Raw genomic sequence first — 21,449 nt, 5'->3', positions numbered from 1 at the left:
TCACAATGGCGCTTAGGCCTGTGGCTGGCTTTGGGGGTTCATAATGCTCTCACCGCCCTTTGATGCCAACTTAGCTAAATCTTTATCGATAAAGAACAGTGCTTTACCATCTTCGCCCACTAAACGGATCTTATCGACAATCGACTTAAACAGCTTTTCTTCTTCGTGCTGCTCGGCCACATACCATTGCAGGAAATTGAAGGTCGAATAATCTTGGTTTGAAAAGGCAGCATGAGCCAAGGCATTGATCTTACTAGTGATCAGTTGCTCGTGTTCATAGGTCAGTTCGAATAACGCCAGCAGCGAATCAAACTGCGACTGCGGCGCTTCAATTGCACCCAGTAGCGGTAAGCCGCCGGTTTCGCTCACATAAGTGAACAAACGACGCATATGGCCCATCTCTTCATCCGCATGTTCGCGCATAAATTTTGCTGCGCCTTCAAAGCCTTGATCTTCACACCATGCACTCATTTGCAGGTATAAATTAGAGGAGAAGAACTCCATATTAATTTGTTCATTCAACTTTTCGATCATGGTTGCAGACAGCATAGTTAATCCTCTTGGGCATTCGAACTGAAATCTTGGCACACATTGTCATGAAGGGCGTCACCAAAAGCAACAAAATTTACCTTTGTTTATTGAGCTAAGTTAATGATTAGTTGATAAAAATGATTTTCATTTGTTCATCGACTCGCGTTTAGCGCCGCCTGAACTGTAGTGCAAAATCACAGAGTAGAAGGATTCACCTTAGGCAACACTTAAGGGGGAAACTGTCTGACAAATCACATAAACTCCTATGCAGATCATAGCCAAGCAAGCACAGCATGGCATAATAGCCCCCATATTTGCCCAATCTTTTGCCCATAAGGAAGACCCGATGTCCGTGAAAGCCGATCCTTGTTCGCAACCTAGCTTAATGCATCCAGATCAAGCCATTCCCCTTCTGCTTGAGCAGGTTAGCCCAGTGTCAGACACAGAAGTCGTTACTCTTCCCCACGCGCTTGGCCGCGTTTTAGCGGAGGATTTGGCCTCTTGTATCGATTTACCGCCCTTCGATAACTCTTCGATGGACGGCTACGCCTTTCGCTTTGCCGATTTAGCGACTGACACCAATCAAACCACGCTGACACTGATTGGCAGTTCCTTCGCGGGCCATGGTTTTGAAGGTGAAATCACCCCTCACTCCTGCGTGCGCATTATGACGGGCGCGCCGGTGCCAGCGGGTTATGACACAGTGCAAATGCAGGAAGAGACTCAAGCACAGGGCAACCAAATTCAAATTAATCACCCTAAAGCTAAGGGCGCCAATGTTCGCTGCCGTGGTGAGGAATTGCTGCAAGGCACTAAAGTGCTGAAAGCGGGCATCGAAATTAAAGCCGCAGAACTGGGCGTATTAGCCACCATTGGCGTGAGTCAGGTGCGGGTATACCGCCAACTCAAGGTGGCGTTTTTCTCCACAGGTGATGAACTACGCCCCGTCGGCAGTGACTTAGCGCCAGGACAAATTTACGATTCGAACCGTTATTCCATCCAAGGTTTACTCAGCCGTGCCAATGTGGAATGGCTGGATTTAGGTGTGATAGCCGACGACCCAGAGGCGATTCGCCATGCATTTCGCCATGCCGCAAGCCAAGCGGATATGGTGTTAACCTCGGGCGGCGTCTCGGTCGGTGAAGCTGACTTCACCAAACAAATACTTGATGAAGAAGGCAAAATCACCTTCTGGAAACTCGCGATTAAACCGGGTAAACCCTTCGCCATGGGACGTATAGGCAAGGCGGTATTCTGCGGCTTACCGGGCAATCCTGTGTCTTCCATGGTGACCTTCTACAAGTTGGTGTGGCCTATTCTGAATAAGATGCAGGGCTTAACCCCAAAAGCGCCACTGATGCTATCCGCCACCCTGACAACCCCAGTGCGTAAACAGCCCGGCCGAGTCGAGTATCAGCGCGGCATTTTATCCCGCAATGCACAGGGCGAATTGGAAGTGGCCATCACGGGCAGCCAAGGTTCGGGCATGTTGACCTCTATGAGTCTGGCGAATTGTTTCGTGCTGCTGGAGCAATTCCAAGGTGATACCCCTGTGGGCACGCAAGTGACGGTTGAACCTTTTAATTCAGTGCTCTGCTAAGGTACGCCTCGATGAATGAACAACTAGAGATCCTCAGCGACGGCGAACTCACCCGCTACAGTCGCCAAATCTCAATCAAAGCGATGGATATCGATGGCCAAGAGCGCTTAAAACTCGCCAAAGTCTTGATGATTGGCGCCGGCGGTTTAGGCTGCGCGGCGGGGCAATATCTAACCGTTGCAGGCATTGGCGAGCTAACTTTAGTGGATTTCGATACAGTCGAACTCTCTAACCTGCAGCGCCAAGTGCTGCACCAGGATGCCACTATCGGCCAACCTAAGGTCGAGTCGGCCAAACAGAGCCTTAATCGGCTCAATCCCCACGTTAAAATCAATACCATTAATGCGGTATTGGATGACCATGAGATCGATGCCTTAGTCGCCAGCCACAGTATCGTGGTCGATTGCACCGATAATGTCAGTGTGCGTGAGCAGTTAAATCAAAGCTGTTTTAAGCACAAGATCCCGCTGGTCTCAGCCGCCGCGATTCGTATGGAAGGCATGGTTACCGTCTTCGACTATCAAGCACAAACACCTTGTTATCATTGCTTTAGTTCACTTTTCGGCGAGCAACAACTCAGCTGTGTCGAGTCGGGCATTCTCGCCCCCGTAGTGGGCATGGTCGGCTGCTTACAGGCCGTCGAAGCCATTAAAGTTATTGCGGGAATGGGCAAAACACTCGCCGGACGAATCTTGATGATCGATGCCATGACCATGGAATTTCGCGAAATGAAACTCCCTAAACAACCCCACTGCAAGATTTGTGGTGAGTAACAGAGTAACCTTCACCACTTAGCACGCTTTCTACAATTAAGGATATAAAAATCAATGGATTCTGAAAACAGCGTATTCGACCGCCGTACAACCGATGACACTATCATAGGGGCGGGACTTTATAATTTAGTGATTGGCTTAACCCTGCTTTGGGGTTTTGCCGTGAACTATATGATGGTCAGCCATATCGACCCCGAAGCGATTGCCAGCGTTAACCCGTGGATTTTCTTTATCGGTTATTTCGCCTCCTGTTTCTTTGGGATTTACTTATTTCAAAGTTCGAGCAATCCCCTCGTCAGCTTTATCGGCTACAACTTTGTGGTCGTGCCCTTCGGTTTGATCATTAATATGGTCGTCAGCCAGTACGACCCCGAGCTGGTGACCGAAGCGATTCGGATAACGGGCCTAGTGACTATCGCCATGATGTGTTTGGGGACGCTATTCCCGGCCTTCTTCCAAAAAATTGCTGGGGTGCTGACTATGGCGCTCTTGCTGGTGATAGTAGTTGAACTGATTGAAATATTTATCTTTAATACCCATCACGGTATTTTAGACTGGATAGTTGTGGTTATTTTCTGCGGCTATATTGGCTACGACTGGGGACGCGCGAATCAGATCCCTAAAACCGTCGATAATGCCGTCGACAGCGCCGCCGCGTTATACATGGATATCATCAACCTATTTCTGCGTATCCTACGGATTTTAGGACGTAAATAAGTCACTCAACGACAAGGAAAACAGCATGAAGTTAACATCACCACTGTTAATCGGCCTGATTATGTGCGGCAGCTTAGCTGGCTGCGGCGACAAAACCGAGCCTGCAACCCAAGCGCCAGCCGAAGTAAAAACTGAAGCTAAAGCAGCGACTAAAGTGAAAATCGCCAATCCAGCCGCCGAATATTGCATCTCACTGGGCGGCACTTCGGAAATCCAAAAGACTGCTGAAGGCGAGCAGGGTGTCTGTACTTTGCCAAGCGGTGAAAAAATTGATGAGTGGGCGCTATTTCGCCGCGACCATCCACAGGAAAAAGCCCAGTAATTGAGGCTGACTAAAAACACAGGCGCTCTCGGCGCCTGTTGTTTTATGTCCCGCTAACTATCTGATTTCGCCACTGCAAACGTTTAGCCTGCGAATGGAAACTCCATGCGAGCACCCGAGTGACCTTATTGCCCTGCTGCATCTCCATGGTTTTAACGGTATCGACACCTAACTTTTCCAAAGCCTGATAACAGGGCTTTAGATTCTCCTGCTTCGACACTAAGCTGGTAAACCACAAACACTGCTCGGCAAATACTTGGCTCTCGCGGATCATAGTAGCTAAAAATTGTTTTTCTCCCCCTTGGCACCATAACTCCGCCGCCTGACCACCAAAGTTTAAGGTCGCGCTGGTCGCTTTAGGCTGCTCACCACGATTAAGTTGCAGATTACGCACCTTGCGCAGCGAGCCTTCACTCGCTTCTTTTAACGAGCCATGAAAGGGAGGATTGCACAGGGTTAACTCGAAGCGATCTGAGGCTTGAATAATCCCCTTAAAGACCGCCTTGTCATCCTGCTGCCGCCTTAAGGATAAGTGCCCCTGCAAACTCGGGTTATTGTCGATAATCCGCTGCACATTGGTAAGCGACTGAGGATTAATATCCGAGGCAACAAACTGCCAGTCATACACTTGATGCCCTAGGATGGCATAAACGCCATTCGCCCCAGTGCCTATATCTAAGGCACTGATTGCCGCTGCGCGCTTAACTTTGCCGCCCTCAAATAACAGATCAGCCAAGTAATGCAGATAGTCGACCCGCCCTGGAATTGGCGGGCACAGCGCGCCCTTGGGAATATCCCAAAATGCCAGCCCATAATGATGTTGCAAGAGAGCCGCATTCAGAGTTTTCACCGCCAAGGGGTCGGCAAAATCGATAGACAAGTCGCCATAGGGCGTGGGCCGAACAAAGGCTTTTAGCTTGGGATAACTCGCCATCAGGGCCGGAAAGTCATAACCATTAATGTGCAAATTACGCGGATGTAAGCGCTTCTTCTCGCCATGCTTCGCCTTGAGCTTAGTCGCCGTTTTAGATTTGGTGGTTTGACGTTTAGCTAGCGATTTTGGCGTGCTTGGCTTGCCCCGTTTACCTGCGGATGACATCGCGGGTTTGGCGGCAGTTTTAGTGGCGGGTTTAGGCATAATGACTTATCAACAAGGGCGGGCTAATCCAAAGATCAGCCCTCAAACATATTGGCGGAATTAATCGTAAAGATAGGAGGTAAACAGTAGGTTGACCACTAAGGGTTTACCCGCCTCTTTGGCCAGCAGATTATTCACCATATCGAAGCACTCACGGCGGATTTCTTCACGGCCAGTGAGGGACTTAATCTTTTCTTCGGCCTGATTACCCAGCACTTCAATAATCGCGGCGCGCAGCAGCGGATCATGGCGCTCGACGATGACGAGATCATCGGGATTTTTTACCATCAGCTCGACACTGATCTTCACAAACCCCAGTTTTTTGCGGTTTGAAATATAGTTAGTCACGATTTCGGGTTCGAAACCGTAGTAAGCGTAATCCCCTGCGGGAGTCGCTTCTTTCTCGTCGGCCGCATATGCACTCAATACAACACTGAATAAGATCAGGCTGGCTGATAATAATTTTTTCATCGCGGTTTACAGCTCCCTAAAAACAATAATGGTCAATGGAAGAAACTTCCCAATCTATCTGTTAGACTGCCGACGTTTGCTTATATTGTAACGAGTATTTAATGAATGTGACCAGCTTAAGCTTCCCCTATGGCGAATCTATTCAATGGTTTTGTGCCGATAACGCCAAAAATCTTCCCTCATCTCCCCTTAAAGAATGGTTACTGGCACCGGGAAGCCTGACACAAAAGCTCAAGGGCTGTTGTGATAAGTTCGAAGTCAAAATCCTCGGTGAAGGCCAATGTGCGCCGCTCGAAGGCGAATACCCCAAGCAAAACGCCGTTTGGGTGCGAGAAGTGCTACTCTGCCTCGATTCCGTGCCTTGGGTATTTGCTAGAACCTTGATCCCGCAGTCTTTACTATCGACCCGCCAAGCCGATTTTTTAGGCCTAGGTACACGTCCACTGGGCGAATTATTGTTTAGCCAAGACAGTTTTGTGCCCGGTCGCATCGAAATCGCCCGCTTTACCACCGACAGTCGCCTCGCCCAACTCGCTCAAAGCTTAGCGCAAAACGTCGAACACGAGCTCTGGGGACGCCGCCGATATTTTCACCATGACGAGGAGGAAATGTTTGTCAGCGAAATGTTCCTCCCAGCCGCAGTACAAGCTATGGCCAGGCTACAACCCTAACCTCTAAGCTAAAAAAATGCCTCTATATCAGAGGCATTTTCGTTAACACATCCGCTTATTGACGCTGGCGACGCCACGCAAAACCACCGAGCAACATCAGACTCAGCCAGCTAAGGCTACCACCGCCGCCACTCGACGTTTCAGTTGGCGTCGTTGGTACCGTCACGGTAACGCTTGAGCTGCTGCTTGCAGTAGCGTTTTGAGTATCTTTCACCGTCAGCGTGACAGTGTAAGTGCCCGCGCGAGTGTAAGTGTGGGTTGGCGATACCGAAGTGCTTGAGGTGCCATCGCCAAAGTTCCATGTATAACTTAGGCTACCAACGCCACCTGCCGAGGTGTTGCTAAAGTTCACCGTGAGCTGGTTGGCACTGGCACTAAAACCAGCGGTTAAGGGCAAGCTCACCACAAGCGTTTTCGTGGCAGTTGCGATTGTGCCTTTGGCATCGGTTACCGTTAAGGTCAGCGTATAGGTTCCTGCATTTGCGTAGGTATAAGTCGCCGACGCTGAAGTGCTGGTCGCTCCCGCAACACCAAAATCCCAAGCATAAGTGTATGCGCCTTCGCCACCATCAACCACAGCAGCCACAGTCGCAGTTAAGCCACTTTGACTCAGATTGATTGTCGCGGTTAAGGGCGTTAACGCAGGATCGGCATTCGCATTGGCTAAACGGATCACCGCTGTGCTGTTATCACTGGCTTGAGAGACCACTTGCATCGTCAAGCCCAGCCTTTGCAGCACCATCCCCGACTGAGGTTGGAGCGGCGCACTGTAATCGAAACTATCGTCAAACAGGCTCACAGGCTCAAGATTAGTGTCGCCAAGATATGCCGTTTGTCTTACCGTACTAAAGGCCGCATCACGGATTTGCACATCGGTAGAATTAGTACCAATCATATTCTGATCCGCATCAATCACCCCAATCAAACTATGGCCAGGATGATCAGACACGTTGTTATCGTAGTAACTAAAATCCTCTAGCCACAGGAGTACGCCGGGATCAAAACCTTCATTCTTTAATCCGGCATCCACACCATTGTGACTGCGTAGTTGGATTAAATAGCGGGATGCTGCACCTGGGCGCGTGTTGGTGATCCGGCTGTAACCTGCCAGAGTGGCCTTACCCGCAACCTCGGCATTATCGGCATACAGCTCAGTTGCACCTTGTTTGATACTAATGTTGTCGATAGTGATTCCCGACTCGATAGCGGCCTCATCGGTCACATAGGTAAACTCAATCGTCACAGCTTTACCAGCGTAGGCTGATAAATCATATTCCAACCCCACCCAAGCATCACTGCCTACTGCTGTCGAAATACTCGATGATTTACCCGTAATAATATGTCGAGCACTGTTAATCGCGTTGACGGACTTAGTGTAATTGCCCGCAATCGCCACACCGTTCACTTTGACCTGCATATAGTCGTAGTCGGCTTCAATTTCCCAACTCGCCTGCATGGCAAGCGTGAGTTTATCACTCGTCGCCGGCAAGTTTGCCGTAAAGCTCATGCTATTGCTCAGCATATCTCCTTGGCCCGAATAGTACTGGTAACTCCCTTGATAGGGTGCTTTAAAGGCTATAGGTGCTGCTGGGAGAGGAATCGATATCTGGTTTACTACGTCTTGATTTGACGCCTGATTCAGTGTCACTTCCATGCCAGATTTAGGAATACTGTCTAAGCTGATTTCACGCTCATTCAGCCATTTACCTTTATATTTTTCCTGTAAATAGGAGCGCGCGTAGGGGCTAAAACCGCTAGGTTTAGTACCAGGGATGGCCCCCGTCCAACTACCCGAAGACATTAAAGACCAAGCGCCCACGGGAGAACCATCTTTATTGGTGTTATCCATAGTGTCATATTCATCGGGCAAGCCCAGATCGTGGCCAAACTCATGGGTACAGACCCCAGTCGCCGCATCGATTGGTTGAATGGTGTAACCGAAGAGTTTTTTGGTCGACCCAGGTAGGCTATAACCTTGCGTGCTCTGGTCAACATAATAACGGTGCGACCAAATCGCGTTGTCCCCTAATTTACCGCCCCCTGTTTCTTCCCCAATACTCGAGTGGAAAATCATCACATGGTCAATAATGCCATCGGGCTCGTTTAGATTGCCGTTATCATTTAAATCGTATGGATCTTCAATATCATAGGTTGCGAGTTCCGCCGCAGACATATTGGCTACCGCTTGGCTCACCGCCTCTTTAACCAGCTCAGTCACATGGGCATCGCTACCCGTATCGGCATCATTCGCGCCATAGTAATCGGCATTTTGGCTTGCGGTGTACCAACCTTTAACATCGCCCGTGAAGAAGAAGGTCTTGCCTGAAACCGCTTGGTAATACTGATAGGCCGAGTCTAAATTCTGGTTTTGCGGACCCGTAAAGCCAGTGGTGGAGAAGAGTAAATTTTTATAGTGAGACGCAGGGTAACTTGAGTAATACATGTCGGTATCACTCGCCGTTAAACCATTGTTGTTATATTTTAAATCAGGAAAATCAATCAGTACGGTTAATACCTTCACCGTTTTGGTCACGTCAGCATCCGCTAACACCCGCTGTGCAGGCGCGCGCATCATCGCCGTCGACTTCACTTTTTGCAGCCTGTCATGCTCGGCTTCAACCACCATTCTCGGATCTTTGGGCTGGGCTAGGCTGGCACGGGCAATATAGGCTTCAACGGCCGCTTGCTTAACGCTGTCGCTGGCATCTGCGGAGACTTCGCCCCGCTTGATCAACCAATAAAGGATCCTTTCTTTATTAATGACCCCTGCATCCGCTGGCGTATGATTGGGCGCCGCAATACTAGCGCCACTCAGCAAGGCCAACATCAATCCTAACGCTGTGATACTTTTTGAACTTCGCATTACTCTTCCTTCCGTCACAATGTGCGCTGTAGCCAAGCTATTTTCTAAGGCTAGTGCCTATTTGCTCTATGGCAAGTTTGTTTTTAGCGGCTCGCTATCTTGAATACCCTCCCCACTTTTCGAGGGATGTAAAAACATATCAGGACTACTTTTACGTAACAACTTGATACATTCAGGGATGGGATTCTTTTTATGTTTTGTCAGCCGTTATTCAGCAAACAGGCCTCATCGCCCCTTAGGCATAAAAAAACCGCATTAACGGGCGTCAATGCGGTTCTTGCAAAACAGAGCTGGGTTTAGCTGGCGGTTTTCATATAGTTTGAAACCCCATCGAGGAACATTTGCACTGATATCATCACCAGTACCATCCCCATCAAGCGCTCAACTGCCGTTAAGCCTTTTTCACCCAACATCCGAGTAAAGAGCTTATAGAACATTAGGATAACCGCACTCGCGCCCCACGCAGACACTAGCGCTATCGTCCAGTCACCCATGCGAGTGCTGTCGGTGTGCGCGAGTAAAATAAGCGCAGCCAGAATCGATGGCCCCGCCATCAACGGAATGGCCATAGGGACGATAAAGGGTTCCTCTCCCGCCGCAAGACCCACCACACCGCCCGGCTGAGGGAAAATCATTCGAATGGCGATCAGGAATAGAATAATCCCGCCAGCAATACTGACTGACTCGGAACGCAGATTTAAGAAACTGAGGATGGCTTCGCCGGCATACAGAAAGGCCAACATGATCAATAATGCGAAAATCAGCTCGCGGATCAAAACCCTACGACGTTTTTTCGGGTCGATATGCCTTAAAATCGACGCAAAAATCGGTAAATTACCGAGGGGATCCATGATCAAAAACAACATTACCGCAGCAGAAAATATATCCATTTAACGTTATCAACACCCAAGCCAACATGAGCCGATATTGTATAACTTTTTCGCGTTACAGATGTGAAAAATTATCTATAAAATTCCTAATGATGGCCCTAAGCCAGCATGCCATTGTCAATTTCCCTCCGACAAATACCAAGCGCACTGAGATTATGCCCTCAAGCATTAAATGGATTTCTGCGCCTGCAATGAGAGGTAAATGTCACTTTAGTAAATTGCCAGTAAGTCGCTGCTCATTTTGATTACAACTGGTATACTATGGCGTTTTTTCAGCAAAATTCGTGGAATCCATGCTCTATCTTCTCGCTAGCTGTATCGCACTATTAATCGGGCCACTGTTTTATCGCTACTTTTCATCGGGCAGCGGCTTACAGAAGGGACTCGATGGCTTTATCTTCGTCTCTTTAGGCGGGCTAGTGCTGATCCATATTTTGCCTGAATTGCTCGAGCATGGCGGCCTATTGGCCATCGTCTTTGTCGTCCTCGGCCTCTGGGGACCGACCGCCAGCGAACGCTTATTCCATCGCTACTCAGAGATCACCCATAATCTCACCCTATCACTCGGGATTGGCGGTCTTTTACTGCATACCATCACAGATGGCGGCGCTATGGTGCTGGCGCAGCAAGATGGCAATTCCAGCCTATTAGCGCTCGGGGTGATATTGCATCGCCTGCCCGTAGGTCTCGCCATTTGGTGGTTACTCAAACCTCAAGTCGGCACCCGTTGGGCGAGTTTGGTATTAGTCGCCATGATGCTGCTCACAGGCGTGGGTTATTTCGCGGGCGAGCAATTATTATCCCAACTCAGTTTAGATAATACCTTTTATTTACAAGCCTTTGTAACAGGTTCAATCCTGCACGTTGTGCTGCATCAACCCCATGGTCAACACGATACCGATAAGCAAGGCCAGTATGAATATCAGGCTGGTATCGGCAGTTTACTGGGGATTGGATTGTTGATGGTGCTGTTACTGATGGATTCTGGCGGCCATGAACATGCCCACCACGATCACAGTACCGAACAGCTAACCACTTGGTTAATGACCATAGCTCCGGTACTTTTACTCAGCTATGCCGCGGCCGCGCTGCGATTCCAACTAGGGTTAACTCCGCAGGATAACAGCCTCGCTCGCCGTTGGTTCCAACGCTTAGCGGGCCCAGAGGCGCTTGTGCTCACCGCGCTACTGCTTGGCCCTTGGCTGGCATTATTCCAACTACTCGTGGTGTTTATTATGAGTGCTTATCTGGCTCATGCTCGGGTCGAGATAACCGATCCCCACAGCAAGTTGCCCAACAATGCGCTGCGCTTTGGCTTTGCCCATCTGGTTGATCGCAGTGCCCCTTGGGTGCTCCTCAGCCTAGTGCTAGTCAATCTGATCGGCCATCCTTCGGTACCGTTAAGCAATCCTATGTTGCAGATTGCCGTACTCTTGTTGGTGTTTTTACCTATGCGCTTCTGTAATTTAGGTGCAGCAGTACTGTCGATTGCCCTCGCCTACAGCGGCTGGAGCCCTATTGCCATCATACTGCCTCTGATTGCAGCGCCCGTACTGAACATCGCCCAACTTAAACTCATGAGCTGGCCACAGCGCGGTGTTTTACTGGCGATAATTGCCGTCGCACTCGTTGCCGCTATCAGGTTACCTATGTGGTTCTCTTTAATCACCTTGCCTGAGGCGATTAACTTGGCCGCCTTGCTGGTTCTATCAGGCTTATTTGCCGCGAGCTTACTGCGCCTAGGGCCACGTAAGTTCTTACGCCGCTTGATGATGTTAAAACCGGCTACCCATGGTCATAAGCACGGCCATGACCATGCACACGCGCATGCCTCGGCAGCAGAAAGCGCCCATAGTCACAGCCATACACACTCTCATTCACATCAGAGTGGCGGCCACAGCCATAGCGATGCCAATAAGCACCATCACTAGCACTGTTCATTTGATCACAGACAGGCTAAGTTAATCCTACTCCTAGGATAAATTTAGCCTGTTATGTGCATACTCTTTGTCGCCCTTAAAACTCATCCCCAGTATCCGCTGATCATTTGCGCCAATCGGGATGAGTTTCACCACAGACCCACAGCACCAGCACAATTTTGGCCACCGGAGCAAAATATGCTCGCGGGCAAAGATTTGCAGGCAGGGGGCACTTGGTTTGGGGTGAATAAACAGGGGCAAATTGCGGGAGTCACTAACTTGAGGGTGGCGCAAAAGTCCCAAGAGCCAATGCGCAGCCGCGGCGAGCTGATCATTAAAGCCTTAAGCTCGGGTTCGCTTATCTGCCCAAATTGGCTTGAGGAGCACGCCGAAGATTATCGGCCATTTAACCTCGTATTTGGCCAAGGCACTAATCTCTATTGCTTTAATAGTCTTAAGCAAGAAACGGTAAAACTCACGGCAGGATTCCACGCCATAAGCAATGGCGCGCTCGATGATATCTGGCCGAAAATGGCTAAAGGTCAACGCTCGCTAGAGGCCCTCATCCAACAATCAGGACCGCTTGAGCTGGAGTCGCTCATTCAGTTGATGCAGGATGATTCGCGACCAGAGGATAACGAGCTCCCCGACACTGGCGTCGGGCTAGAGTGGGAACGCCGACTCGCGGCAATTTATATTCGTCACCCCGACTATGGCACCCGCTCCACTAGCATTTTACTGCAAAATGCCCAAGGGGAAGTCCAGTTTACCGAGGTAAGATATGACGGTAAGGGCCGACGACTGGGACAGCAGGATTTCCACTTTACCCTGCCGTCGCAATTACCTAAAGAGCCGGACTGTCTCGCCCACTTTTAGCTTGCTAGTCCGAGATCAGTTTATCAGTCCGAACTGTGGTCCATAGTGATCACCCAGCGGTCATCAATTTTTTCCACCAGCAGGGTAAACACCCCCGTGGGCGCATCCTTTTGCCGCTTTAAATCCCAGCGCCCAACTACCATAGCTGCGTAGTTACTAAGCATTTTGATTTCTTTAATGGTGAACTTAAGCTCACCTAAAGCCTCTTTATTCGGATAGTTTTTCTTGTAGGCGGCAAGGGTTTCATCCCAGCCGTAACGAAACTTTCCATTAGAGACAAATCTAAGCTGTTCGCTCTTCCAATAACCCTGCATGTAAGCGTCAAGATCGCCGCGATTCCACGCATCTTCCTGACCTTTTAGCATTTGGGCAATGTCATCCGTCGGCACCGCACTCACCTGCCCGACAAACAGCAACATCAGTACCGCGAGGCACTGTAAAATGTGTTTTTTCATCAATCCCTGTCGCAACATAGTATCGCTCCCCAACTATCAGGTTAGACTGTACTATAACCAAATTGGCGCAGACTATCTTGTCAAAGCCGATTTATAATTAAAAAAAGCTGATGATATTATTCATTTTTCGACTCTGAGCACCAAATTATGTTTACACATTTATGCCGCTGGCTACTCAAAATTTCAGGCTGGCAAATCCAAGGGCAGTTACCCTCTCAGGCCAAATACATTGTGATTGTTGCACCACACACCAGTAACTGGGACTTTATCATCGGCGTGCTCGCCCGCGGCGCCTTAAACACCCGTATACACTTCCTCGGTAAGCATCAGTTGTTTATTCCGCCTTGGGGTTGGTTCTTCCGCGCTATCGGTGGCAGCCCTGTGGATAGGCGTAAAAACAATAATTTAGTCGATGCTGCCGTGCAGTTGTTTGCCACTCAGCCCGACTATAAACTCGCGCTCGCCCCCGAAGGTACTCGCAGCCCAGTGACCCGCTGGAAATGCGGCTTCTACCATATCGCCTCCAAGGCGCAGGTACCCATAGTGCCAGTGGGCTTAGACTTTGCCCGTAAGGCTGTGGTGATCCAACCGCCACTGCAACCAAAAGAAATAGAGCAAGATATGGCGGAAATCCTCCGTTTTTACCGCAGCATTAAAGGGCGTCATCCCAAAACGATCCCCGACTATACGCCAGACAACAGACGTTAATGCTTGAGGAATTACGGAGTAAAACATGCAGACCGAAACTTGGTTACTCTATCTTTTTCCGATTGTTTTGATTGGGATTTCCCCCGGGCCTATCGCTATGTTATCTATGTCCCACGGCATTCATTTCGGCAAAAAACGTAGCATAGCCACAGGGCTTGGCAGTGTCAGCGCCGCGCTGGTGCTGATGGCGGCTTCGGCGGCAGGATTGGGCGCCATTATCAGCGCCTCGGAATACGGCTTTAGCTTGCTCAAATGGTGCGGCGCCGCCTATCTGGTGTTTTTGGGCATTAAACTCGTGCTCACCAAGTCGCAGGGGCAAAAGCTGGAAGTGACGAAAACCGAAGGAAAAGGGACTGCTAAACAACTCTATAAACAGGCATTTTTAGTGGGGATCAGCAATCCTAAGGACTTACTGTTTTTTGCGGCGTTATTTCCACAATTTATCGATTTAACCGCCCCACAAATGCCGCAACTGACGATTCTTGCCCTCACTTGGGCGCTGGTCGATTTTAGCTTTGTAATGCTGTACGCCTCTATGGCCAATGTGCTGGCCCCGAGCCTAAAGACCAGCAACAAACTGCATTGGTTTGACCGTACCAGCGGCGGCGTGTTTCTCACCCTCGCCGCCATCTTAGTCAGTCGGGATTAGCCCTCGACTTTCACCGATTTTAGACTGCGGATATCGTTGCCCGTTGGCGCTTGGAAGGCTTGCAAACCAAATTCGGGCAACACGGCAAAGATATGGTCGAAGATATCCGCTTGTATCGCCTCATAAAAAGCCCAACGTGTATCATTGGTAAAGATATAAATCTCAATCGGCAAACCTTCGGTCGTAGGAGCCAGTTGGCGCACCATCAGGGTCATATCTTTGTGCACTTTATCATGGCGTTGCAGGTACTCCTGCAAATAGGCGCGGAAGGTGCCAACGTTGGTCAGATGGCGGCCATTGACCTTCATATCCAGATCCGACACTTTGGCATTCGACTCTTGGATCTCGCTGATTTTGGCTGGGAAATACTCCTTCAAGCAATTGATTTTACTGAGTCGACTACGCTCTTCCTCGGTTAAAAACTTAATGCTGTTGATATCGATATTGACCGCACGCTTGATACGGCGACCACCGGATTCCGACATACCACGCCAGTTACGAAACGCATCCGACACTAAGGCATAGGCGGGGATCATAGTGATGGTCTTGTCCCAGTTACGCACTTTGACCGTAGTTAAGGACACTTCCTCTACCGCACCGTCGGCGCCGTACTTGTCCATCTGGATCCAGTCGCCTTTGCTGACCATACGGTTAGCCGCCAACTGGATCCCCGCCACGAAGCCTAAAATGGTGTCGCGGAACACTAACATCACAAAACCCGTTGCCACACCTAAACCGCTGAGGAAGTACACGGGTGATTGATCCGCCAGTACGGAAATCGACACGATCAGACCGACAAAGAACAGGAACAGTTTAATCAGCTGCACAAAGCTTTTTACCGGCAAGCGGCGGCTGACCAAATTGACATCGGAAATCTCATTAACCGCATCGAGCCCTGCGTAAATGGCGCGGATCATCAGGATCACCAACCAAATACTCAATAGACGGTCGACCAAACTGCTGAGAACGGGATGCTCGGTTAAGGTGATTGGCACCAGCAGGTTTAGCACGATAGCAGGCACTAACATTGCCAACTTTTCCAGCACCCGGTAACGCATAAATACGTCGTCCCACGTTGCTTTGGAGCGCAGGATTACCATGTTGACCGCACGGATCACCCCGCGGCGCATAATAAAATAGGCGATGGCCGCCACCAGCACACAGGCAAGCAGCATAATGCTGGTCGATATGCCGTCGGATGGTTGGCTGTCGATCCCGATACTCGATAACCAGTTCGAGATTTGAAGGCGAATTTCTTGATCCACAATCTACTCCTAGAAAAACGGCTGGGTTATCTGCCCAGGTCAGCCATGCCAAGATAAGGGCTCAAGGTTGCGAGCACATGACGTGCGACTGCGGCATCTGTGCAACAAATATTTCACAACCATATATTTTTAAAACGATTTTAGCATCCGAGACCCAGTGCTCAAAGGGCGTATCTATGTAAAATGCCGCATGAGTCGACAATGGCTCCCTTTCGGCTCGGTTTTACTGCCGTTATTGCTCTAATTCGGCCTCGGCTTGATGCAGCTCAGCCTGCGCCTCTGCAACCTTTTGGCGTTTTCTGCTGATCTTCTCCATAGACTGGCCACTAGCGATGGCTTCGCTGAGTTCATTTTGGCGCTCGACTAATTTAGCCTGTTTGGCCTCGACCTTAGCTAAGCGCTCGGCGTATAGGGCGTCATCCTCACAATCGGCGACAACCGCCTCCAGTGCTGTTGTTAATCCATTGACCTTATTTTGATTTCCCGCCGCTTTAGCCTCAATAAGCTGTGCCTCAATTGCCGCCAATTTTGCTCCGCAGCCCTTGGGCGCATCCTCCGCGGTGGCAATCCCGCTACACAATAATGCGATTAAACATCCATATCGACAAAACATGGCAATCTCCTTTAGCGGACTTAAATGCTGCTCTTGGGTTGATAGTGCCACAGCCAACAAGCACAAGCTGTATTGTCGGGATTTAAAATCGATTTTATTGGTACAAATGCGACTTAGACAGTGACTTAATGGCAGTAAATTGTTTATGTTAGGGCAAAATATTGACTCAGACGGATATCGGAGCCAGAAACCATGCCCAGTTCATTTCGCCTCAGCGCGCTCAGCTCATTATTGTTGCTCTCTTCATCTGTGATGGCTGCCGATGTGGCGACCATCACCCTAGAGAATGGCGCTCAAGTCAGATTGAAAGATGACTTCACTTGGGAATATATCATCACAGAGACTAAAGTCGCCGAAGCGCCTGCGGTAGCCACAGTTGCAGCCGCGCCCAGCGTTGCAGCCGTAGCTTCAACCCCTGTGGCCGTTGAAGCTGCCCAACCTGTCACCACGCTAACGGCGAACGCCATTGCGCGCCCTGAGCTCTTAGGCTCTACAGCTAAAGATGGCATTAAAGTCACCTTCAGTGAGAGTCAATGGAAGGGCGATAAACTCGGCCTGACCTTCGAGCTTGCCAGCACCAGCGGTGAACATGTGACCTTAGTTGAAGTGGAAACCAGTTTCTTTGCCGACGATGGCACCCTGCTCAAAACCGAGAAGCTCGACGTCTGGGAAGCGATTTTCCGCATGCCAGAAACTTACCTACGTAAAGGCGAGCAGCGTAAAAGTCCGGTCATTTGGGTTGAAGGTGTCGATAAAAGCCGTTGGCAAAAACAACTGCTCAACCTCAAAATCACTGAGATTAATTCACGCTAATGAAAGATACGGGTAAGGAATTGAGCATGAGTTTCAATTCCTTGCCATCTCACTCGGCTGTGGTGGGCAGGATAAGCTAGACTCTCCACCAGGCCTTAATTTCCCATGTGAGCCAGATGCAAGATGCCCAAACGCGACCTCAATCTCAGCCTTGCCCTCTTGCTCTGTGCCCTGAGCCATCCGGCGATTGCCGATACTGTGTTTCTTACCAATGGCGATAAAATCACAGGTGAAATTAAAGCGCTAGACGAACAGAATCTAGTGATTAAGCCCAGCTACGCCCCTAAAATCACTATCGAACGCAGCGCGGTTCGCAGCTTTGAAACCCGTGAGTCACAGCACTGGAGCATCAACCGCTCGATAGAGGAAGTCACGATCCAAGCCTCTGACTTAGAGAGCTTTGTGATAGTCAATCAACGGCAAATACCCATCAGTGAATTAATCTATTCCGAGACCCTAAACCAGTCAGAATGGCGCTACAGCGGCAGTGCCGAGGCGGCGATAGATGTCACAGATAACAGCAAAAACACCCAAAAGCTGCATGCCAAGGGCGATGTAACCGCCGAAACCTTAAAGTGGCGCCATAATTTAAAGAGTGAAGTCCGCTACGAGACCGAAGAAAAAACCACCAAACGTAATACCCTCGAAGCCCATTACAGCGTCGACTACTTGATCAGTGACCATTGGTTAGTGCGTCAGGAGGATTACTTTAGGGAGGAGAACCTCGAACTCGATATTCGCAGTTACTATGCGGCCATAGGTCCCGGTTATCGTTTCTGGGGTGTCAACCGCGACAAGCTCGACTTTGTGCTTACTTACAACCATTTCTGGCTAGATTATCAAGTATTTACCTATGAGCTAAACGCTTGGGCTGCAACCATCAACTACAAGCAGTATTGGTTCGACGGCGTGTTAGAAACCTATGCGGATCTGCAAATCGCCTTCCCCGATATTCCCACCATTGAATATATTTCGGACTCCACATTTGGACTTAAATATCTGCTGACACAGCAGATTTACCTCTCATTCAAATACGACATCAATGAGACTAAATCGACTGTGCAGCACTCGCGGGATATCTCCTACACCCTAGGTCTGGGAGTCAACTTCTAGGCTTATTGGGGCTTTACTACGCAGGTCATCTCGGGCGCTTCGTATCCCCAGACGATTTTGGCTTCGCCATGGTGTTCCCATAGACTCTCATTTCGGCCCTGATACTTAGCACCGCTGCCGCTGGGCTGAACAAACATCAAGGACGTTTGATCGCCACGCTCGGCAATTAACGTGGCAGGTTCAGTCTTAAAGTAACTGACCACCACCTCATTGGCGGGGTTGCCATCGCAGGCATAAAACACCGGGCCTGTCATTTCCACCAAACGATACTGCGCCTGTAACTCGGCAATCCGCGTCTGGTAAGTCGATTCAACACAGGCGCGTTTATCTTCGCTCTTCCAACACTCATCACGCCCCTTCACCCAACCTCGCTGCATGGCTTTGAGGGTGGGCGGTTGTTCGTTTTGGGCTTTTTCCGTGGCCTTGGTATACACCTCGGCAAGTTGTTGATCGAGCTTAATTAAGCCCTCATCCTGACACACCAGCTCCTCGATACTGCCGGCGCGCACTTTGCTGCAATCAAAGGACGGTTTTTCTGCAGCCATCGCAGGCGTGCCTAGCGTCATGGCGAAAAGTCCCGCCACTGCAGCGGTTTGCATATTGATTATCTTAGTTAATTTCATTGTTTCATTCCCTTTATCTGGACCCCGAGCGATCTCTTGTCCATAGCTAACCCTATCTCGGCTTAACCTAAGCTGACTTAAGCAAAATACCCCTCAATAGCAGCTCTACATTTCATAAACCCGAATAAGTGTAGTGCAGCCACAGACGTTATCCCAAGAGTGTCCACTCAACGGACAATCGCGCGGACACATTAACAGCCAAAGTGCGGACACTTTAGGCTTATCAAGCGGACACGGATTTTTATTTAATTGATAAATAACGAATATTTAGTTGGCACATATTCTGCCTAGCCAGTAGGTCATCACACTTATCCCTATACAAGGAAGCATTATGAACACTCACACCAAAATATTCGGCGGTTTATTGATTCTCGCACTTATCCCCTGTGGGATTTGGGCAGCACAGCAGGCAAGCACCAAGTCATCTAGCGACACCCAAATCTCGATCAATAGCCGCAATTATCCTGACTTTTCGTGGATTTATGTGCGTCAAGATGGTGAGCTCACTATCGGCGCGGGTGAGAGCCAAGATTGGAACAAACTCAAACGCCAAGGTAATGCGTATCAAACGGACTATCTGTGGGTTAAGACTGGCGGAAACCGCTATGTGATTACCGATCCGGCTCTCGTTAATCAGGTGAAAGAGGCCGTAAGCCCAATGCAAATCCAAGGAGATAAGATGCAGCGTCTGGGAGAACAAATGCAGGTTAAGGGCGATGCCATCAGCGCCGAAACCAGCAAACTCGTCGCCAATATCGCCTCCGGGGAAAAAGATGCTGAGGTTAACGCGCAAATTGAAAGCCTAAGCGCATCGATGGATGTGATGGGCAAAGAGATGGAACAACTCGGCGAAGAGCACCAAGCGTTAGTCGATGTGGCCGAGAAGCAGGTTTACGAACTGGCGCAAAACGCGATTAAAAATGGCACCGCCGTATTGGCACCTTAAGCCATTTTTAGCACTTAAAGGTAAATTATCGGTTATTCCAGTTATAGAGATTGAATTTCCTAGTGAAATTGACTATTTTCACGCCGCTTTGTTATTTCACTAGGAAAAGGATCAACATGGAACAAGCGATTAGTACAGGGAACGACAACCCCATTCAAATGGCCGATACCGTCTATTCGAAAGAAAAGTCACTGTTTACAATTTTAGCGATTATTTCGGGACTGATTTGGGCCGTGCTGATCTTAGCCACCAAAGGTCTCGCCCTGATTTATGTGCTGATGTTTTTTATCATTTATCTGTTCACCCACTCGGCGTTTATCAGCTATTTAAAGGGCACTGCGGTTGAAATCAGCCCTGAGCAGTTCCCCGACTTACACAAGCAATACCTCGCCTGCTGTGAGCGTTTAGAGGTGAAAGAACCGCCCCGCGCCTACCTGTTAGCCGCCGATGGTATGCTAAATGCCCTCGCCACCCGCTTCCTGCGCCGTAACTACATAGTGCTGTTCTCCTCGATTGTGGATGCACTCGAGTCCGATAAAGACGCCCTTAACTTCTATATCGGCCATGAGCTTGGCCATATTCGCCGTAACCATATTGGTAAAGAGCCACTGTTAGTGTTCGCTACTTGGCTGCCGTTAGTAGGCGCCGCCTACGCCCGCGCCTGCGAGTACACCTGCGATTTACACGGCTTGCGTTGCTGCAATAGCTTACGTTCGGCTACCAATGCGGTTGCCGTATTAGCAGCTGGGGTTGAGCAGTGGAAACGGATGAATGTGGATCAATATATTCGCCAAACCCAAGAGTCGAGCGGATTTTGGATGTCCTTCCATGAGCTGAACAGCAGCTATCCATGGCTGACAAAACGTATGGCAAGAGTACAAGCGACCGCGCAAGGTAAAGTATATTCAGCGCCTTCTCGCAGTGTATTTGCCTACCTATTTAGCCTGTTTATGCCACGTATGGGTACGGCGGGCGGCGGGATTATCATCCTTGCCGCGATTATCGGTGTGGCCGCTGCGGTCGCGATTCCCGCATATAAGGAATACCAAGAGAAGGCGGGCGCAGCCAGCATTAACTATGATGATGCCAACTACGCTACCAGTACTCAGCAAATGAACACAGAGCCCGCTAACGTGCCCGATGCTGCACTGGCAATCGAGCATATAGACCAGTTACATCAATCATTAGCGCCGATTACCGGGGTGCTGGCTCAGTACTACCAAAGCCATAAAGCCTGGCCAACCGAGTTAGAGCCGCTAGGTTTTAGCGATGAGCAGCTAACCACCTTTAACCTTTATTCCGAGGGGATTGTTGGTTTTGTTGCCGGCGAAGCCTTAGGAGATTATCAAGGTTATGAGGTGTATCTGTCGCCCCAAGTTGACGACCAAGACAATGTCACTTGGGTATGTAGCAGTAACGGTATTCCCGACGAATATCTACCTGCCGATTGCCAAGGCTAAGATCAAAAAGCGCTGCCAATGCAGCGCTTTTTC

The 21,449-nt window shown here is 49.6% G+C and carries 22 protein-coding genes; 13 read left to right on the top strand and 9 right to left on the bottom strand.

Annotation, left to right across the window (positions count from 1 at the left end):
• Positions 1–12: 12 nt before the first annotated feature.
• Complete coding sequence (gene ftnA, locus N7386_RS00675) at positions 13–549, bottom strand: non-heme ferritin (protein ID WP_011620966.1); 537 nt, start codon at positions 547–549, stop codon at positions 13–15.
• 328 nt (positions 550–877) lie between these two features.
• On the opposite strand from ftnA, the gene moeA reads away from it, so the two are divergent.
• The 4 genes from moeA to N7386_RS00655 are packed head-to-tail and all read left to right on the top strand — an operon-like array spanning position 878 to position 3,943.
• A complete protein-coding gene (moeA, locus tag N7386_RS00670) occupies positions 878–2,131 on the top strand; it encodes a molybdopterin molybdotransferase MoeA (RefSeq protein ID WP_279766750.1) in 1,254 nt (417 codons plus the stop codon).
• Positions 2,132–2,142: 11 nt separating this feature from the next.
• On the top strand, positions 2,143–2,904 hold the full coding sequence (gene moeB / locus N7386_RS00665) for a molybdopterin-synthase adenylyltransferase MoeB (RefSeq protein WP_088212691.1): 762 nt from the start codon (positions 2,143–2,145) through the stop codon (positions 2,902–2,904).
• A gap of 54 nt (positions 2,905–2,958) precedes the next feature.
• Positions 2,959–3,621: a Bax inhibitor-1 family protein gene (locus tag N7386_RS00660; protein WP_279766749.1), complete on the top strand. Its 663-nt coding sequence runs from the start codon at positions 2,959–2,961 to the stop codon at positions 3,619–3,621.
• 25 nt (positions 3,622–3,646) lie between these two features.
• Complete coding sequence (locus tag N7386_RS00655; RefSeq protein WP_279766748.1) at positions 3,647–3,943, top strand: DUF333 domain-containing protein; 297 nt, start codon at positions 3,647–3,649, stop codon at positions 3,941–3,943.
• A 43-nt stretch (positions 3,944–3,986) separates the two neighbouring features.
• Here N7386_RS00655 and rlmF read toward each other — a convergent pair whose 3' ends face one another.
• Together rlmF and N7386_RS00645 are read right to left on the bottom strand one after the other, a co-directional pair.
• Positions 3,987–5,081, bottom strand: coding sequence for a 23S rRNA (adenine(1618)-N(6))-methyltransferase RlmF (gene rlmF / locus N7386_RS00650; protein WP_279766747.1), 1,095 nt, complete (start codon positions 5,079–5,081; stop codon positions 3,987–3,989).
• 60 nt (positions 5,082–5,141) lie between these two features.
• Positions 5,142–5,552: a flagellar basal body-associated protein FliL gene (locus tag N7386_RS00645; protein ID WP_279766746.1), complete on the bottom strand. Its 411-nt coding sequence runs from the start codon at positions 5,550–5,552 to the stop codon at positions 5,142–5,144.
• A gap of 101 nt (positions 5,553–5,653) precedes the next feature.
• Between N7386_RS00645 and N7386_RS00640 the strand changes: the two genes are divergently transcribed.
• Positions 5,654–6,223: a chorismate lyase gene (locus tag N7386_RS00640; RefSeq protein WP_086902881.1), complete on the top strand. Its 570-nt coding sequence runs from the start codon at positions 5,654–5,656 to the stop codon at positions 6,221–6,223.
• A gap of 55 nt (positions 6,224–6,278) precedes the next feature.
• Here N7386_RS00640 and N7386_RS00635 read toward each other — a convergent pair whose 3' ends face one another.
• Complete coding sequence (locus N7386_RS00635) at positions 6,279–9,086, bottom strand: immune inhibitor A domain-containing protein (protein WP_279766745.1); 2,808 nt, start codon at positions 9,084–9,086, stop codon at positions 6,279–6,281.
• A 296-nt stretch (positions 9,087–9,382) separates the two neighbouring features.
• On the bottom strand, positions 9,383–9,976 hold the full coding sequence (locus N7386_RS00630) for a YhgN family NAAT transporter (protein WP_089066652.1): 594 nt from the start codon (positions 9,974–9,976) through the stop codon (positions 9,383–9,385).
• 293 nt (positions 9,977–10,269) lie between these two features.
• Between N7386_RS00630 and N7386_RS00625 the strand changes: the two genes are divergently transcribed.
• Both N7386_RS00625 and N7386_RS00620 read left to right on the top strand, forming a co-directional pair.
• The gene (locus N7386_RS00625; RefSeq protein ID WP_279766744.1) at positions 10,270–11,907 is read left to right on the top strand and encodes a metal transporter; all 1,638 of its coding nucleotides are present in this window, start codon (positions 10,270–10,272) and stop codon (positions 11,905–11,907) included.
• A 63-nt stretch (positions 11,908–11,970) separates the two neighbouring features.
• The gene (locus N7386_RS00620; protein WP_086902885.1) at positions 11,971–12,771 is read left to right on the top strand and encodes an NRDE family protein; all 801 of its coding nucleotides are present in this window, start codon (positions 11,971–11,973) and stop codon (positions 12,769–12,771) included.
• Between the two features lie 23 nt (positions 12,772–12,794).
• On the opposite strand, the gene N7386_RS00615 is transcribed toward N7386_RS00620, so the two are convergent.
• Positions 12,795–13,244, bottom strand: a complete 450-nt coding sequence (locus tag N7386_RS00615) for a nuclear transport factor 2 family protein (protein ID WP_086902886.1) — start codon at positions 13,242–13,244, stop codon at positions 12,795–12,797.
• Between the two features lie 129 nt (positions 13,245–13,373).
• Between N7386_RS00615 and N7386_RS00610 the strand changes: the two genes are divergently transcribed.
• Together N7386_RS00610 and N7386_RS00605 are read left to right on the top strand one after the other, a co-directional pair.
• A complete protein-coding gene (locus N7386_RS00610; RefSeq protein WP_086902887.1) occupies positions 13,374–13,934 on the top strand; it encodes a lysophospholipid acyltransferase family protein in 561 nt (186 codons plus the stop codon).
• A gap of 25 nt (positions 13,935–13,959) precedes the next feature.
• On the top strand, positions 13,960–14,583 hold the full coding sequence (locus tag N7386_RS00605) for a LysE family translocator (RefSeq protein ID WP_279766743.1): 624 nt from the start codon (positions 13,960–13,962) through the stop codon (positions 14,581–14,583).
• On the opposite strand, the gene N7386_RS00600 is transcribed toward N7386_RS00605, so the two are convergent.
• Complete coding sequence (locus tag N7386_RS00600) at positions 14,580–15,848, bottom strand: mechanosensitive ion channel domain-containing protein (RefSeq protein ID WP_011620950.1); 1,269 nt, start codon at positions 15,846–15,848, stop codon at positions 14,580–14,582. The two genes, N7386_RS00605 and N7386_RS00600, sit on opposite strands and share 4 nt — an antisense overlap.
• A 232-nt stretch (positions 15,849–16,080) precedes the next feature.
• Positions 16,081–16,461, bottom strand: coding sequence for a DUF1090 domain-containing protein (locus N7386_RS00595; protein WP_126512234.1), 381 nt, complete (start codon positions 16,459–16,461; stop codon positions 16,081–16,083).
• Positions 16,462–16,653: 192 nt separating this feature from the next.
• On the opposite strand from N7386_RS00595, the gene N7386_RS00590 reads away from it, so the two are divergent.
• Positions 16,654–17,274, top strand: coding sequence for a DUF3157 family protein (locus N7386_RS00590; protein ID WP_109286633.1), 621 nt, complete (start codon positions 16,654–16,656; stop codon positions 17,272–17,274).
• 123 nt (positions 17,275–17,397) lie between these two features.
• The gene (locus tag N7386_RS00585; protein ID WP_126512233.1) at positions 17,398–18,387 is read left to right on the top strand and encodes a DUF481 domain-containing protein; all 990 of its coding nucleotides are present in this window, start codon (positions 17,398–17,400) and stop codon (positions 18,385–18,387) included.
• A gap of 2 nt (positions 18,388–18,389) precedes the next feature.
• Here the strand turns inward: N7386_RS00585 and N7386_RS00580 are convergent, their stop codons facing one another.
• The gene (locus N7386_RS00580) at positions 18,390–19,010 is read right to left on the bottom strand and encodes an MliC family protein (protein WP_089066645.1); all 621 of its coding nucleotides are present in this window, start codon (positions 19,008–19,010) and stop codon (positions 18,390–18,392) included.
• 331 nt (positions 19,011–19,341) lie between these two features.
• On the opposite strand from N7386_RS00580, the gene N7386_RS00575 reads away from it, so the two are divergent.
• Both N7386_RS00575 and N7386_RS00570 read left to right on the top strand, forming a co-directional pair.
• Positions 19,342–19,956: a hypothetical protein gene (locus N7386_RS00575; RefSeq protein ID WP_279766742.1), complete on the top strand. Its 615-nt coding sequence runs from the start codon at positions 19,342–19,344 to the stop codon at positions 19,954–19,956.
• Positions 19,957–20,072: 116 nt separating this feature from the next.
• A complete protein-coding gene (locus tag N7386_RS00570) occupies positions 20,073–21,416 on the top strand; it encodes a M48 family metallopeptidase (protein ID WP_089066643.1) in 1,344 nt (447 codons plus the stop codon).
• The last annotated feature ends 33 nt before the right edge of the window (positions 21,417–21,449 follow it).

The sequence above is a fragment of the Shewanella sp. GD04112 genome, from assembly GCF_029835735.1.
In the GTDB taxonomy this organism is placed as follows: Bacteria; Pseudomonadota; Gammaproteobacteria; order Enterobacterales; family Shewanellaceae; genus Shewanella.
This window is presented reverse-complemented; position numbering and strand designations above follow the sequence as displayed.

Bases quoted from the DNA above. Each gene is read 5' to 3' on its own strand.
- N7386_RS00570 (WP_089066643.1), top strand. From the start codon at position 20,073: ATGGAACAAGCGATTAGTACAGGGAACGACAACCCCATTCAAATGGCC.
- ftnA (WP_011620966.1), bottom strand. From the start codon at position 549: ATGCTGTCTGCAACCATGATCGAAAAGTTGAATGAACAAATTAATATG.
- N7386_RS00575 (WP_279766742.1), top strand. From the start codon at position 19,342: ATGAACACTCACACCAAAATATTCGGCGGTTTATTGATTCTCGCACTT.
- moeB (WP_088212691.1), top strand. From the start codon at position 2,143: ATGAATGAACAACTAGAGATCCTCAGCGACGGCGAACTCACCCGCTAC.
- N7386_RS00615 (WP_086902886.1), bottom strand. From the start codon at position 13,244: ATGTTGCGACAGGGATTGATGAAAAAACACATTTTACAGTGCCTCGCG.
- N7386_RS00620 (WP_086902885.1), top strand. From the start codon at position 11,971: ATGTGCATACTCTTTGTCGCCCTTAAAACTCATCCCCAGTATCCGCTG.
- moeA (WP_279766750.1), top strand. From the start codon at position 878: ATGTCCGTGAAAGCCGATCCTTGTTCGCAACCTAGCTTAATGCATCCA.
- N7386_RS00660 (WP_279766749.1), top strand. From the start codon at position 2,959: ATGGATTCTGAAAACAGCGTATTCGACCGCCGTACAACCGATGACACT.
- N7386_RS00580 (WP_089066645.1), bottom strand. From the start codon at position 19,010: ATGAAATTAACTAAGATAATCAATATGCAAACCGCTGCAGTGGCGGGA.
- N7386_RS00640 (WP_086902881.1), top strand. From the start codon at position 5,654: ATGAATGTGACCAGCTTAAGCTTCCCCTATGGCGAATCTATTCAATGG.
- N7386_RS00635 (WP_279766745.1), bottom strand. From the start codon at position 9,086: ATGCGAAGTTCAAAAAGTATCACAGCGTTAGGATTGATGTTGGCCTTG.
- N7386_RS00625 (WP_279766744.1), top strand. From the start codon at position 10,270: ATGCTCTATCTTCTCGCTAGCTGTATCGCACTATTAATCGGGCCACTG.
- N7386_RS00590 (WP_109286633.1), top strand. From the start codon at position 16,654: ATGCCCAGTTCATTTCGCCTCAGCGCGCTCAGCTCATTATTGTTGCTC.
- N7386_RS00655 (WP_279766748.1), top strand. From the start codon at position 3,647: ATGAAGTTAACATCACCACTGTTAATCGGCCTGATTATGTGCGGCAGC.
- N7386_RS00645 (WP_279766746.1), bottom strand. From the start codon at position 5,552: ATGAAAAAATTATTATCAGCCAGCCTGATCTTATTCAGTGTTGTATTG.
- N7386_RS00630 (WP_089066652.1), bottom strand. From the start codon at position 9,976: ATGGATATATTTTCTGCTGCGGTAATGTTGTTTTTGATCATGGATCCC.
- N7386_RS00610 (WP_086902887.1), top strand. From the start codon at position 13,374: ATGTTTACACATTTATGCCGCTGGCTACTCAAAATTTCAGGCTGGCAA.
- N7386_RS00605 (WP_279766743.1), top strand. From the start codon at position 13,960: ATGCAGACCGAAACTTGGTTACTCTATCTTTTTCCGATTGTTTTGATT.
- N7386_RS00585 (WP_126512233.1), top strand. From the start codon at position 17,398: ATGCCCAAACGCGACCTCAATCTCAGCCTTGCCCTCTTGCTCTGTGCC.
- rlmF (WP_279766747.1), bottom strand. From the start codon at position 5,081: ATGCCTAAACCCGCCACTAAAACTGCCGCCAAACCCGCGATGTCATCC.
- N7386_RS00595 (WP_126512234.1), bottom strand. From the start codon at position 16,461: ATGTTTTGTCGATATGGATGTTTAATCGCATTATTGTGTAGCGGGATT.